This window comes from Siminovitchia fordii DSM 16014 = CIP 108821 (assembly GCF_000374565.1).
GTDB lineage: Bacteria > Bacillota > Bacilli > Bacillales > Bacillaceae_C > Siminovitchia > Siminovitchia fordii.
This window is the reverse complement of sequence record NZ_KB894685.1, coordinates 346,492-360,510: the sequence shown is the minus strand read 5'-3', so window position 1 is coordinate 360,510 and position 14,019 is coordinate 346,492. Positions and strand designations below refer to the sequence as shown.

Below are 14,019 nucleotides of genomic sequence, written 5' to 3'. Positions count from 1 at the left end.
AAGGGACAGCATTGCCTATACTAGAAATCATCCACTATCCTAATGAAATTCTTGATACTGAATGTGAGCGGGTGAGTAGCTTTGATAAGGATCTCCACCGCCTATTAGATAACATGTACGAAACGATGATCGCTGAAGATGGCGTCGGACTGGCAGCTCCGCAGGTCGGTATACTTAGCCAAATTGCTATTGTAGACATTGGGGAAGGGGAAGAGTCAGAGCTCTTTGAATTGATCAACCCGGAGATTGTTGAGCAAAGAGGCAATCAGATCGACATTGAAGGATGCTTGAGTTTTCCGGGACTTTATGGAAAAGTCCCTCGGGCAAAAGTCATCAAAGTCAAAGCGAATGACCGATACGGCAATGAATATCATTTGGAGGCAGAAGGCTATTTGGCGCGTGCTATCCAGCATGAGATCGATCATTTGCATGGAGTACTTTTTACCTCAAAAGTGGTTGAGTATGTCCATGAATCGGAATTGACGGATTGGAGTGAAGAACAATTACAAAGGTAATATTCATGGGCACGCCTGATTTTTCCGTGCCCATTTTAAAAAGACTTGTCGAAGATGGATATCATGTTGCGGCTGTAGTGACCCAACCTGATAGGCCAGTTGGAAGAAAAAAGGTGCTGACCCCTCCGCCAGTGAAGGGTGAAGCGGTTAACCTTGGAATACCTGTCATCCAGCCGGAAAAAATACGTTCTGCGGAAGAAACAGATAAAATATTGGCTATTGGTCCTGATCTGATCATAACGGCAGCCTATGGACAAATTTTGCCAAAAGAAATTTTGGAATTTCCAAAACTTGGGTGCATCAATGTACATGCCTCTCTTCTGCCTGAACTTCGCGGGGGTGCCCCTATTCACTATGCCATTTTACAAGGGAAAGAAAAAACCGGTGTTACAATTATGCATATGGTTGAAAAATTGGATGCGGGCGATATGATTAGCCAGGTCGAAGTTCCGATTGGAGAAGGGGATGATGTCGGGTCCCTCCATGATAAATTGAGTGCAGCGGGTGCGGAGCTGCTTTCAGATACACTGCCGAAGATAATCTCCGGCGAAGCGGAAAGAATTCCACAAGATGATGACTTGGCCACGTTTGCTTCCAATATTACCCGTGAACAGGAGAAAATTGACTGGAGCAAAACAGGCCGCGAAATCTACGACCATATCCGCGGGTTGCGTCCTTGGCCAGTCGCCTATACAAAGCTGAACAACGAAGTTTTAAAAATCTGGAAAGCTGAAAAATATCAGGACGGACAATATGAGAAACCCGGGACGATTGTAAAAGTCGAAAAAGACGGTTTTATCGTTTCCACCGGTGACGACACAGCCATAAAAGTAACCGAACTTCAGCCTGCCGGTAAGAAGAGGATGGCCGCTTCTCAATTTTTAAGGGGAGCCGGCTCGTTCATTGGGCAAGGAATGAATTTGGGCGGTCATGATGAGTAGACCTAAAAAGAAAGTCAGGGAGGCTGCACTGGATATCATTGAAGCGGTTGAAAAGAACCAGTCATACAGCAATCTGATACTCAATCAAACCATTAAAAAGTATCAATTCACAGGCCCGGATGCTGCTCTTTTGACGGAAATCAGCTATGGAACAATCCAAAGAAAATTGACACTTGATTATTATTTGAGCCCTTTTATGAAAAAGAAAGTAGAACATTGGGTCAAGCTTCTATTGAGGCTTTCTGTTTACCAGATGGTGTACCTTGATAAGATCCCTGATCGTGCAATCATTCATGAGGCTGTTGAGATTGCTAAAAAACGCGGTCATAAAGGAATAGCCGGGATGGTAAATGGAGTTTTGAGATCCATCCAAAGAGAAGGGCTTCCCTCTTTGGACAAAATAAAAGATTCAACCAGGCGGCTTTCTATAGAGACGAGCCACCCCGAATGGCTTATCAAGCGCTGGATTGGTCAATATGGTCTTGATCAGACAAAAAAAATGTGTGAAGAAAACCTTTTTCCCCCTGTTCAGACTGGAAGGGTGAATGAAACCCTTACAACCCGGGAAGATGTCATTAATCGATTGAAGGAAGAGGGGGTTTCGGCAGTCCCGAGTCCTTTTATTCCAATAGCCATCAGGGCGGTGGAAGGAAATCTTGCGCGTTCAAAAGCATATAAAGAAGGACTTTTTACGATTCAGGATGAAAGCTCCATGTTAGTGGCTTATGCCCTGGAACTTGAACCTGGCCAGCAAGTGCTGGATGCATGTGCAGCCCCGGGAGGAAAAACAACCCACATTGCAGAAATGCTCAATAATACAGGGAAAGTGGCGGCCTTGGATCTTCACCCCCATAAGGTGAAGCTGATTTTGGATCAAGTTAAAAGACTTCGTTTGGAAAATGTTGAGGCTAGGGCCTTGGACAGTCGGAAAGCTGGGGATGTCTTTGAGATTGAATCATTTGACAGAGTCCTTGTTGATGCCCCCTGTTCGGGACTTGGTGTACTGAGAAGAAAGCCCGATATCAAATATTCAAAGGTTGAAGAAGATATATATGCACTAAAAAGTGTCCAGATGGATATCTTGCATGAAACGTCCAAGCTAGTAAAAAAAGGCGGATTGCTTGTGTTCAGCACGTGTACTGTCGATAAAGAGGAAAATGTTGAAACGGCTGCCCATTTTCTCGAACATCACCCTGAATTTGAACCTAATCGTCTCCAAATGCCCGAAGGAATCCCAATGAAGGATCATGAATATTTATTACAAATTTTCCCGCAGGATTTTGGTGGAGACGGGTTTTTCATATCCTCTTTCAGAAAAAAAGGATTATAGAATGGAAAGAATGAAAGTAGCAGATTACGTATAAGGGTGAGGTGATTGGAAATGCTGGCAATTTTTAAAACAGATAAGGGAAGAGTCCGACCGCAAAATGAGGATAATGGTGGGATATTCCTTAATATTCACGGAGAAATGCTTGCTATTGTCGCTGATGGAATGGGGGGGCATAAAGCGGGTGAAGTGGCAAGCGGTATTGCAGTGAATGATCTAAAGGGTCACTGGGAAGAGGTCCGAACTGCCCTATCGCCTGCAGAAGCAGAACAGTGGCTTCGGGACCATGTTGCTGCGGTCAACAAAAAAATCTTTGAACATGCGAAAGAAAACACACAGTGTGAAGGTATGGGGACCACAATTGTTGCCGCAATCTGCACAGAGAGGTTTGCCACGGTGGCGAATGTCGGGGACAGCCGCTGTTATGTAATGAATGAGCAGGGCTACGTCCAATTGACAGAAGATCACTCTTTTGTGAACGAGCTTGTCAAAACAGGCCAAATATCACCTGAAGATGCTGTGCATCATCCCAGGAAAAATATCGTATTAAAAGCCGCAGGGACACAAGAGGAAATAGAAATAGATACAAAAACCATTACTTTTGAAGAAGGGGACAAAATACTGCTTTGTTCGGACGGTTTATCCGACAAGGTAAGTAAAATTGAAATGGAACATACATTAAAAGCATCTTTGACAAAAGAAGAGAAGGCTGATCGATTGATAGACCTGGCCAATCAATATGGCGGAGAAGATAATATATCACTTGCCATCATAGAGTATGCGGCCCGCGATGAAAGCAGGTGCAAGGAATGCTGATCGGAAAAAGAATTAGCGGGCGCTATAAAATCATAAAAATGATTGGCGGCGGCGGAATGGCCAACGTTTATCTGGCCCATGACATGATATTGGACCGGGATGTTGCGGTGAAGATATTAAGATTGGATTTTGCGGACGAAGAAGAATTCATCCGTCGGTTCCAACGTGAGGCGCAGTCAGCGACCAGCCTGAACCATCCTAATATCGTGAACGTTTTCGATGTTGGGGAAGAAGACAATATCTATTATATCGTCATGGAATATGTCGATGGGATGACCTTGAAGCAATACATACAAAGCTATTACCCCATTTCAGTTGAAAAAGTGATTGATATTGTCAAGCAGTTGACTTCTGCCCTTGAGCATGCTCATTATAACCATATTATCCATCGTGACATAAAACCTCAAAATATTTTAATAGATCACGAAGGCATTGTGAAAATCACAGATTTTGGTATTGCCATGGCATTGAGTGCCACGTCTATCACTCATACAAATGCAGTGCTTGGATCTGTACATTATTTGTCTCCCGAGCAGGCAAGGGGAGGAATGGCGACCAAAAAGTCGGATATTTATTCACTGGGGATTGTCATGTTTGAGCTTTTGACAGGAAGGCTTCCTTTTTCAGGTGAGTCTGCTGTCTCTATAGCGTTGAAGCATCTACAATCGGAAACTCCCCCGCCGACAAGATGGAATCCAGATATACCGCAAAGTGTGGAAAATATCGTATTGAAGGCAACTGCGAAAGATCCGTTCCTCAGATATAACAGCATTGAAGAAATGGAAAAAGATTTGGAAACGGCACTTGATCCTGATCGTCTGCAAGAACCCAAGTTCATCATTCCTGAAGATAATGAAGCAACCAAGGCCATCCCGGTCATCACGGATGAGCATGTTGAATCGATGAATGATGATACAATGGTCCATAAAATCGATAATAAAGAGCCAGCAAAACAGAAGAATGAAGAAAAAGTTGCAAAGAAAAGAAAAAAATGGCCCTGGGTGGTTGGCTCCATTTCAGCAGTCTTGCTTATTGCCATTGCGCTTCTATTAATTGTTATGCCCTCACTGATGAGCGCCAAAGTAGTACAAGTGCCTGATGTAAGCGGAGAGATGTATGATGATGCGGTTTTAAGCCTTGTAGAGGCAGGTTTTGAAGTCGGTGAAACAATTGAGACTCCAGATGAAGAAGTTGCGGAAGGTGAAGTGATTAAGACAAGCCCGAAGGCCGGACGTGAAGTGAAAAAAGGCAGTTTGATCAATATTTATCTGAGCACAGGAAAGGAAAAATTTCTCCTATCAGATTATAAGGGCAGGGACTATGAAGAGATTGATGAACTGCTCGACAAAGAAGGATTCGACCATATTGATAAGGAAGAAGAGTATGACTCTGCTGCTCCGGGCACGATTATTGGGCAAGATCCGGCACCAGGCTCTGAAGTAGTTCCTTCTGAAACGACAATCATTTTTAAAGTAAGTATTGGTGAAGAGAAGGTCACGTTGAAAGATTTATCGGGCTATAACCAAAAAGGCCTCGAAAACTATGAAGAATCAACAGGATTAAAAATTGATTATTCCAGTGAGGAATACTCAGATGATGTACCTGAAGGACTTGTCATGGCGCAGGATCCAGCTCCAGATACAGAACTGATGAAAGGTTCTACTGTAAAGGTGACCATATCAAAAGGCCAGCAAGAAATACCTCCTGAAAAAGTGACCAAGGAAATTACCATACCATATGAACCGGAAGAAGAAGGCAAGCCGCAGGAAGTCAGAATCTTTATTGAAGACATGAACAACAGTATGACTGTCCCGGCAGAAACATTCACAATAAATTCCACTACGAAAAAAGAATTGGAATTCACGATAGAAGAAGGAAAAAAAGCAGGATATAAAGTTGTTCGGGATAATACGGTCATCTTGGACGAGGAAGTATCATATCCGAAAGATTAATCATTAGGAAGGAAGGATGCCATGTCGGAAGGAAAAATCATCAAAGCATTGAGCGGGTTTTACTATGTGCTTGCAGGAGAGAGCATCATTCAATGTCGTGGACGGGGAGTTTTTAGAAAAAAAAATATCACGCCTCTTGTAGGTGATTATGTTGTCTTTCAATCTGAAAATGAAACAGACGGTTATATTATGGAAATCAAGCCGAGAAAAAATGAACTCATCCGGCCTCCGATAGCCAACATCGACCAAGCGATATTGGTCTTCTCAGCGGCTAGGCCTGACTTTAGTCCGGTGCTTCTAGACCGTTTTTTATCAGTCATTGAAGCAAATGATATTACTCCCGTTATATGCATCACAAAGATGGATCTGTTATCTGGGCAGGAGAAGGAAAAAATCGACTGGTATATTGAAGGATACCAGTCGATTGGCTATGAAGTTTTTCAATTATCGGCAAGGACTGGTGATGGGCTAAAACAGCTATATCCATTAATTGATGGGAAAATCAGTGTATTGGCCGGACAATCAGGAGTGGGGAAGTCGTCTCTGCTCAACTCATTGCATCCTTCATTGGAAATAAAGACAGCAGATATTTCTGAGCACTTGGGAAGGGGAAGGCATACCACACGCCATGTGGAACTTCTTCAAATCGGGGGGGGACTTGTTGCTGATACCCCTGGATTCAGTTCATTGGAGTTCCCGGAAATGGAGGCGGCTGATTTACCATACACATTTCCGGAAATACAGCAATATGGAGAAAACTGTAAATTTCGAGGCTGTCTTCATATCAATGAACCTGGTTGCGCGGTGAAGCAGGCGACCGAATCTGGAGAAATCCGCCAATATCGCTATGATCATTATCAGGACTTTTATGAAGAAATAAAGAATAGAAAGCCGAGGTATTAACGATGAAGATTGCACCATCGATTCTTGCAGCAGATTTTTTAAAACTTGGAAATGAGATAAAAGAAGTAGAAGCGGGAGGAGCGGATTACATTCACATTGATGTCATGGATGGACATTTCGTCCCGAACATCACGATGGGGCCCGGAACTGTCGCCGCTATCAAATCAGTGACAGATCTGCCGCTTGACGTCCATTTAATGATAGAAAATCCTCATCTCTATATAGAAGACTTTGCTAAAGCGGGGGCGGATTACCTAACGATCCATGTCGAAACGGACCCGCATCTTCACCGGACACTCCAGGAGATAAAGAAGCATGGAGTTAAAGCGGGGGTCGTATTAAATCCAGCCACTCCCGCAGAATCAATCCAATATCTTTTGGAAGACATCGATATGGTTTTATTAATGACAGTCAACCCCGGTTTTGGCGGACAGTCATTTATTGAGTCAGTCCTTCCAAAAATAACAGAAATTAAAAAAATGGCGGATGAAAGAGGGCTGGATTTGGAAATCGAAGTGGACGGGGGGATTCATCCTGAAACAGCCCGTCTATGTAAGGAAGCAGGTGCGAATGTATTTGTAGCCGGTTCTTTCATCTTTAATCAACCTGATCGTACAAAAGCGATAGAAGACATTCGAAAACAACTTGGACAGCCATGACCAGAGGTGAAGGTCCATTGGAAAAAACATTTCATATCGTTGCAGGGGGACCGGAAAATTTAATTCCGGATTTATCTGAATACGAAAAAGAAAACACTATATGGATCGGTGTCGACAGAGGCGTACAAATAATTATCCAGGCGGGTCTCTACCCTGATTTGGCTGTGGGCGACTTTGATTCGATCAAGGAAGAAGATTGGGAGAAGATCGAACGGAAAGTTCCGTCACTACGTCGGTATAAGCCGGAAAAAGATGAAACGGACATGGAATTGGCAATCATGTGGGCATTGGAAATGAAGGCGTCTAATGTAAAAATTTTCGGTGGAACAGGTGGTCGGCTTGATCATTTCATGGCAAATGCGCTGATGTTGGGCAAATTTAAACAAGATTATCCCGATATCAATTTTGAATTAATTGATGTTCAAAACAATCTTTCGGTTCATTTGCCTGACAGTTATGAAATAAAATGGGATGAGGAGAAAAAATTCATCTCCTTTATCCCTATTTTTTCAGATGTATACGGGTTGACATTGGAAGGATTCAAATACCCCCTTAATCATCATCACGTCCCAGCAGGTTCCTCGCTATGCATCAGTAATGAACTTATTCAGGAAACTGGTCATTTTTCATTCAAAAAAGGCATACTTATGATGATAAGGAGCAAGGATTAATATTGTCTTGAATGAACCGGGCATGTGTACTTATGTATAGATCATGAATATGATATGAGTGAGAAAATGTCAGTTTCTTATAGTGATGAGGAGGGAACCTGTATGAAGTTTTATACAATCAAGCTTCCGAGGTTTTTAGGGGGCATTGTAAGGGCAATGCTCGGAACGTTTAAAAAAGATTAACTCAAAAGTGCAGCGGCTGTTCATCGATATAAAGACAGGAGCACTTCCTACGAGGGAAATGCAAGGGAGATTCTTATCGGTGACAAGCATAAGACAGGCGTTTCAGGAAAAAATGAGCTTAATCTTGGGGCCGACGACATTTGGCAAGCTTAGACATCGACTTTCTTTCGGTCGGAGCTGGCTGTTAAATGATCGTAGAAGTATACGCGAAGTTTGCAAGTTGATAGGTAATGAAGCTGGACGTAAGGTAAGTAGTTTCTTGAAAGTGAAATTAAAGCAAAGGAAAAGAGGCACCTGTTCGAGGCGCCTCTTTTTGACATTATTTAAACTCTTTCAACTTTGCCTGATTTAAGGGCGCGGGCTGAAACCCATACACGCTTTGGCTTTCCATCCACCAAAATGCGGACTTTTTGAAGGTTTGCACCCCAAGTGCGTCTATTAGCATTCATTGCGTGTGAACGTTTGTTTCCTGTGCTTGTTTTTCGTCCTGTAATAACACATTTTTTAGACATTGATGTTCCCCTCCTATCACTAACACTACCTCAAATAATCGAATGATTATTTCATCCTCTTTTATGAAAAGATACTTTAATAATTTATCATAGAAAGTTCCGCAATGCAACAAATCAATCGACTCTGTCATGGTTGCTTCCTTGACAGAAGAGATGGCTTGATATTATCCCTATGTTTCCGCTTTTAAAAAAGAACCCGTTATAGTAATATAATCATAGCTCTAGCACTAAAAGAGGATGTTCAAAAGTCACCAAATGATAAGCGGCGAATCTCTTCGTTGGCTCATTTCTGTGCTGATCATGTATTTAAAAGCATTCAGTCCGCTGCTCGAAGCTTTGCCATTAGGCTTGCTTGTTTCTGATTTGGCAACTTTTTGAACACGGACTAAAAGGAACATAACGTACGTGACTCATTAAACTAGGGGGGGATATTTTGTGTCCATTGAAATGAAAACGAAATTTGGCCAAATTGATATTTCCAATGAAGTGATTGCTACGATTGCCGGTGGCGCTGCCATCGACTGCTACGGCATCATCGGGATGGCTTCCAAAAACCAGATCCGTGACGGATTGACGGAAATCCTGCGAAAAGAAAACTTCTCCAGGGGTGTTGTCTTGCGTCAGGAAGGTGATGAACTTCATATCGACATGTACATAATTGTCAGTTATGGGACAAAAATTTCTGAAGTGGCCTTTAATGTACAGTCTAAAGTCAAATACACATTGAAAAAAACGATCGGAATGTCTGCCGATACAGTTAATATTTATGTTCAGGGGGTTCGTGTGACGAATCCATAATGAGGAGGAAAAGTTCGTGTCGATAACATCTTTGGATGGGAACCGCTTTGCCGAAATGATTCTAAGCGGTGCGAATCATTTGTCAGCAAACGCTGAAATCGTTGATGCATTAAATGTTTTTCCCGTACCGGACGGTGATACGGGAACAAATATGAAGTTATCTATAACTTCCGGTTCAAAAGAAGCACAGGCAAATAAGCAGAGCCATATCGGAAAAGTCGGGGCAGCGTTTGCCAAAGGTCTGTTAATGGGAGCTCGAGGGAATTCAGGGGTCATTTTGTCCCAGCTGTTCAGAGGCTTTTCAAAAGATATTGAACACAGATCTGTTATCACAGGTGAGGAATTCGCCCACGCATTGAAAGCAGGAGTTGAAACAGCCTATAAAGCGGTCATGAAACCTGTCGAAGGGACCATTTTAACAGTAGCCAAGGATGCCGCAAGTGAAGCTGTAAAGACTGCCGGAAAAACAGATGATCTTATAGAGATCATGCAAAAAACATTAGAAGAAGCAAAGAGGTCTTTAGAAAGAACGCAGGACCTTCTACCGGTATTGAAAGAAGTCGGAGTCGTAGACAGTGGCGGGCAGGGACTTGTATTCGTCTATGAAGGTTTTTTATCTGCTCTCACTGGAAAGGAGATTCCTGAAGTGGGTCCTGCTGTCCCTTCGATGGAAGATTTGGTCAGCGCGCAACATCATCAAAGTGTTCATGGCTTTATGGATACCGAGGAAATTGAATTTGGATATTGCACCGAGTTTATGGTTCGGCTGGAAGACGGCAAACGTTCTTTTGTCGAAGATGAGTTCCGCTCTGATCTCAGTCAATACGGTGATTCGCTTCTTGTCATTTCGGACGATGATGTGGCGAAAGTCCATATTCATTCAGAGCGGCCCGGCGATGTACTATCGTACGGACAACAATACGGCCCTCTGATCCATATGAAAATTGAAAATATGAGGGAACAGCACAGTGCCCTTACGAAAGAAAAACCAGCCGTACAAGCTCCGGTGAAAGAAAAGCAAGAGTATGCCATTATTTCGGTTTCGATGGGGAAAGGTGTTGGGGAGCTGCTCAAAAGCATAGGAGCTTCTGCCATCATAGAAGGCGGACAAACGATGAACCCAAGTACGGAGGATATCGTGGAAGCTATAAAGGCTGCAAATGCAAAAAATGTCATCATTTTGCCAAATAATAAAAATATCATTATGGCAGCAGAGCAGGCTGTGGAAATTGCGGAAGAGAATGTCGTCGTTGTTCCATCAAAGACGCTTCCTCAAGGGATGGCCGCGATTCTTGCTTTTAATCCGACTGCTTCTCTTGAAGGCAACCGCGAGGGTATGACCGATGCTATGAAGGAAGTAAAGACGGGGCAGGTCACATACGCAGTCAGGGATACGGTCATTGATGGAGTGGAAATCACTAAAGATGACTATATGGGTATAGCGGATGGTAAAATTGTAGCGTCAGGGCCAAATCTTTTGGATACTGCCAAAAACCTGTTAAACGAAATGATTGATGAAGAATCAGAAGTTCTGACCATCCTTTATGGTGAGGATGCGGACAAGTCTATACTGGATCAACTCACTGATTTTGCAAGTCAGAATTTTGAAGACGTGGAAGTCGAAGTCCATGATGGAGGACAGCCGGTATATACCTACATTTTTTCCGTTGAATAATGATTAGATCAGGGGGCGGTCTGTAGATCATGAATAGTCCGTTGGATCAAGAAGTGACAGTTTTAAAGGGAATAGGCGAAGAGACCGCTGTTCAGCTGGCCGGCCTGGGCATTCATACAATCCGCGATTTATTGTACTATCTTCCTTACCGATACGATGACATGAGGCTGCGTGATCTGTCCGAAGTTGAGCATGAGGAACGCATTACGATTGAAGGGAAGGTTCATAGTGAACCTTCCCTTGTGTATTACGGCAGAAAAAGAAACCGTCTGACCGTCCGTCTGCTGGTTGGCAGGTATTTGGTAAAAGCGGTCATGTTTAACCGGGGATACTTGAAAGGGAAACTAAAGCCTCATAGCACAATCACTGTCACTGGTAAATGGGATAAACACCGGCAGACGATCACATGTAATGAGGTCGTGCTAGGTCCTCACGAAGGGGTTGGAGATTTCCAGCCGGTATATGCAGTAAAGGGACAGTTGACTGTAAAATCTTTACGGCGCTTTATTAAAGATGCATTCGATGACTACGGTGGATACATTAATGAAACCCTTCCAGAATCTCTCTTGGAAAAATACAAGCTGGCAAGCATTGCTAACGCATTGAAATTCATGCATTTTCCCGAATCAGGAAAGGAAATGAAACAGGGGCGAAGACGCTTCGTATATGAGGAATTCCTTTTATTTCAACTAAAGATGCAAGCTCTTCGAAGGACGAGGAGGGAAGGTACACGGGGTGTCGACCAAAACTATGACCTTCATAGACTCAAAGCCTTCATTTCTGAACTTCCTTTTTCACTTACAAATGCTCAGAAAAAAGCAGTGAACGAGATTTGTTTTGATCTGAAATCCCCATATAAAATGAACAGGCTTCTCCAGGGAGATGTCGGTTCAGGAAAAACAGTTGTGGCTGCCATTGCACTGTTTGCCAGCGTAACCGCAGGATACCAGGGAGCCCTCATGGTGCCGACAGAGATATTAGCTGAGCAGCACGTGGAATCGCTCCAAAAGATTTTTTCGCATACCGAATTATCTATCGAATTGCTAACAAGCTCAGTGAAAGGGAAAAAGCGGGAAGATATTTTGAACCGCCTTCGATCCGGTGAAATAGATATTATGATCGGCACGCATTCCCTGATACAGGAGGATGTGGATTTCCATCATCTAGGCCTTGTCATTACAGATGAACAGCACCGATTCGGAGTGGAACAGCGCCGGGTCTTGAAGGAGAAGGGAGAAAGTCCGGATGTCTTGTTTATGACGGCCACACCTATCCCCCGCACACTGGCCATAACAGTTTTTGGGGAAATGGATGTCTCCATCATCGATGAACTTCCAAAAGGAAGGAAGCCGATTGAAACGTATTGGGCAAAGCATGATATGTTGGATCGGGTGCTTGACTTCATGGAAAAGGAACTACGCGAGGGGAGACAGGCCTATGTCATCTGCCCTTTAATTGAAGAAAGCGACAAACTGGATGTCCAAAATGCGATCGATGTTTACGACATGCTATCCCAACATTTTAAAGGCCGTTTTAAGACAGGCCTGATGCATGGCCGTTTGCATGCAACAGAAAAAGATGATGTCATGAAAGCCTTCAGTAAAAATGAGATTCAGTTGCTCGTATCGACAACTGTCGTGGAAGTCGGAGTAAATGTTCCAAATGCGACATTTATGTTGATTTATGATGCGGAAAGGTTTGGATTGGCTCAGCTCCATCAATTACGCGGCAGGGTTGGAAGAGGAAGCAGCCAGTCCTATTGTGTTTTGCTTGCGGACCCGAAAACGGAAATCGGGAAAGAAAGGATGCAGATCATGACAGAAACAAATGACGGATTTGTTCTAAGCGAGCGGGATCTTGAATTGAGGGGGCCGGGCGATTTCTTTGGAAAAAAACAAAGCGGCCTTCCGGAATTCAAAGTGGCAGACATGGTGCACGATTACCGTGTTCTCGAGGTTGCAAGGAACGATGCATCAGAACTAATAAAGTCCGATTCATTTTGGAAAGATGAACAGTTCCTTCCGCTTAGAGAGCATTTGAAGGAGTCGGGCGCCCTGTCCGAAGAGAAATTGGATTAGGCTTCCCAGTTGCTGATTTTTTAGTTGCAAGCTTCCAAAGCATTTTATATACTACTATTAATACCAAGTCTTAATATCGGGAAATGATGTGAATCAGATGAAGCCTTCGAAAAAGGAAAGACAGAAATTGCTCATAGAGACGATAGATGCCAATCCTTTTGTTACGGATGAGGAGCTTGCAGAAAAGTTCATGGTAAGTGTACAGACCATTAGGTTGGATCGTATGGAGTTGGCAATACCGGAATTGAGGGAAAGAATTAAATCCGTAGCGGAAAAGCATGTGGAAAATGAGGTAAAATCACTTCCGATGAGCGAAGTTATCGGTGAGGTGATCGATCTCAATCTGGATCAAAACGCCATTTCGATATTCGATGTGCAGGAGGAACATGTTTTCACACGCAACTCCATCGCTCGGGGCCATCATTTGTTCGCTCAGGCCAATTCACTTGCAGTTGCTGTAATCAATGATGAACTGGCTTTAACCGTCAAAGCGAAAATCCATTTCACCCGCTCCGTTAAGGTAAGAGAGAGGGTAGTGGCAAAAGCAAAGGTCCGTCCGTTTAAAAAAGGTGATAAACGGACGGTCGTGGATGTTGAGAGCTTTGTCGGCGGGGAACTGGCGTTCAGGGGAGAATTTGAAATGTACCGTTCCAGTGAATAAGAAAAAGAAGGCACCTGATGAGCTTCGTACAAACCGGAGCACTCTAGAGTGGGATCGAAGTGAGATGAAAGAAACACGGCGCAGAAGCCAGCCTCAAGCCGCCTCATTCTGCGGCTTTGGCAGGCTTTGGAATCGACATGTTTTTAGTACTTCATGTACCTTCATGGACTAGAGATGTTATCCATCAAGGCCGATGTTGATCTATAGTGTCCTCTGTATTAACTTCCCTCGAAAAAGCGAGCTTTTTTCGAGGGAAGCTGTGTGAAGTTTACAAGTCGCCGGGTTATGTGGGTGGACAGTTTTTAAATGAATTTTTTGCAGCCTTAGC

Annotated in this window: 15 protein-coding genes; 14 read left to right on the top strand and 1 reads right to left on the bottom strand. The window is 43.5% G+C overall.

All coding sequences use genetic code 11. From position 1 onward, the window contains the following. Positions 1–11: 11 nt before the first annotated feature. The 9 genes from def (at position 12) to spoVM (ending at position 7,967) form a co-directional block, all read left to right on the top strand. Positions 12–515: a peptide deformylase gene (def, locus tag C509_RS0101810; RefSeq protein ID WP_018705189.1), complete on the top strand. Its 504-nt coding sequence runs from the start codon at positions 12–14 to the stop codon at positions 513–515. Then, positions 503–1,456 (top strand): methionyl-tRNA formyltransferase, encoded by a 954-nt coding sequence (fmt, locus tag C509_RS0101805; RefSeq protein ID WP_026319630.1) that lies wholly within the window; start codon positions 503–505, stop codon positions 1,454–1,456. Before def ends, fmt begins: the two co-directional genes overlap by 13 nt. After that, positions 1,449–2,786, top strand: coding sequence for a 16S rRNA (cytosine(967)-C(5))-methyltransferase RsmB (gene rsmB / locus C509_RS0101800; protein WP_018705187.1), 1,338 nt, complete (start codon positions 1,449–1,451; stop codon positions 2,784–2,786). The genes fmt and rsmB overlap by 8 nt, the downstream gene beginning before the upstream one ends. 51 nt (positions 2,787–2,837) lie before the next feature. Next, a complete protein-coding gene (locus C509_RS0101795) occupies positions 2,838–3,599 on the top strand; it encodes a Stp1/IreP family PP2C-type Ser/Thr phosphatase (protein ID WP_018705186.1) in 762 nt (253 codons plus the stop codon). Continuing rightward, positions 3,593–5,551 carry a Stk1 family PASTA domain-containing Ser/Thr kinase gene (pknB, locus tag C509_RS0101790; protein ID WP_018705185.1) on the top strand — a complete coding sequence of 653 codons (1,959 nt, stop codon included), beginning with the start codon at positions 3,593–3,595 and terminating at the stop codon, positions 5,549–5,551. Before C509_RS0101795 ends, pknB begins: the two co-directional genes overlap by 7 nt. Before the next feature lie 21 nt (positions 5,552–5,572). Beyond that, positions 5,573–6,454: a ribosome small subunit-dependent GTPase A gene (gene rsgA, locus C509_RS0101785; protein ID WP_018705184.1), complete on the top strand. Its 882-nt coding sequence runs from the start codon at positions 5,573–5,575 to the stop codon at positions 6,452–6,454. Between the two features lie 2 nt (positions 6,455–6,456). Then, the gene (gene rpe, locus C509_RS0101780) at positions 6,457–7,113 is read left to right on the top strand and encodes a ribulose-phosphate 3-epimerase (RefSeq protein ID WP_018705183.1); all 657 of its coding nucleotides are present in this window, start codon (positions 6,457–6,459) and stop codon (positions 7,111–7,113) included. 17 nt (positions 7,114–7,130) lie between these two features. Next, positions 7,131–7,784 carry a thiamine diphosphokinase gene (locus tag C509_RS0101775; RefSeq protein WP_018705182.1) on the top strand — a complete coding sequence of 218 codons (654 nt, stop codon included), beginning with the start codon at positions 7,131–7,133 and terminating at the stop codon, positions 7,782–7,784. Between the two features lie 102 nt (positions 7,785–7,886). After that, positions 7,887–7,967, top strand: a complete 81-nt coding sequence (gene spoVM, locus C509_RS23205; protein ID WP_018705181.1) for a stage V sporulation protein SpoVM — start codon at positions 7,887–7,889, stop codon at positions 7,965–7,967. Between the two features lie 323 nt (positions 7,968–8,290). Here the strand turns inward: spoVM and rpmB are convergent, their stop codons facing one another. Continuing rightward, the gene (gene rpmB, locus C509_RS0101765) at positions 8,291–8,479 is read right to left on the bottom strand and encodes a 50S ribosomal protein L28 (RefSeq protein ID WP_018705180.1); all 189 of its coding nucleotides are present in this window, start codon (positions 8,477–8,479) and stop codon (positions 8,291–8,293) included. Between the two features lie 237 nt (positions 8,480–8,716). Between rpmB and C509_RS25945 the strand changes: the two genes are divergently transcribed. From C509_RS25945 to fapR, 5 genes are all read left to right on the top strand, one after another. Then, positions 8,717–8,857: a hypothetical protein gene (locus C509_RS25945; protein WP_154654306.1), complete on the top strand. Its 141-nt coding sequence runs from the start codon at positions 8,717–8,719 to the stop codon at positions 8,855–8,857. Positions 8,858–8,914: 57 nt separating this feature from the next. Next, positions 8,915–9,277, top strand: coding sequence for an Asp23/Gls24 family envelope stress response protein (locus tag C509_RS0101755; RefSeq protein ID WP_018705178.1), 363 nt, complete (start codon positions 8,915–8,917; stop codon positions 9,275–9,277). Between the two features lie 16 nt (positions 9,278–9,293). Then, positions 9,294–10,952 carry a DAK2 domain-containing protein gene (locus C509_RS0101750; protein ID WP_018705177.1) on the top strand — a complete coding sequence of 553 codons (1,659 nt, stop codon included), beginning with the start codon at positions 9,294–9,296 and terminating at the stop codon, positions 10,950–10,952. Between the two features lie 29 nt (positions 10,953–10,981). Beyond that, a complete protein-coding gene (gene recG / locus C509_RS0101745; protein ID WP_018705176.1) occupies positions 10,982–13,030 on the top strand; it encodes an ATP-dependent DNA helicase RecG in 2,049 nt (682 codons plus the stop codon). A 97-nt stretch (positions 13,031–13,127) separates the two neighbouring features. Next, positions 13,128–13,691: a transcription factor FapR gene (gene fapR / locus C509_RS0101740; protein WP_018705175.1), complete on the top strand. Its 564-nt coding sequence runs from the start codon at positions 13,128–13,130 to the stop codon at positions 13,689–13,691. Positions 13,692–14,019: the final 328 nt, after the last annotated feature.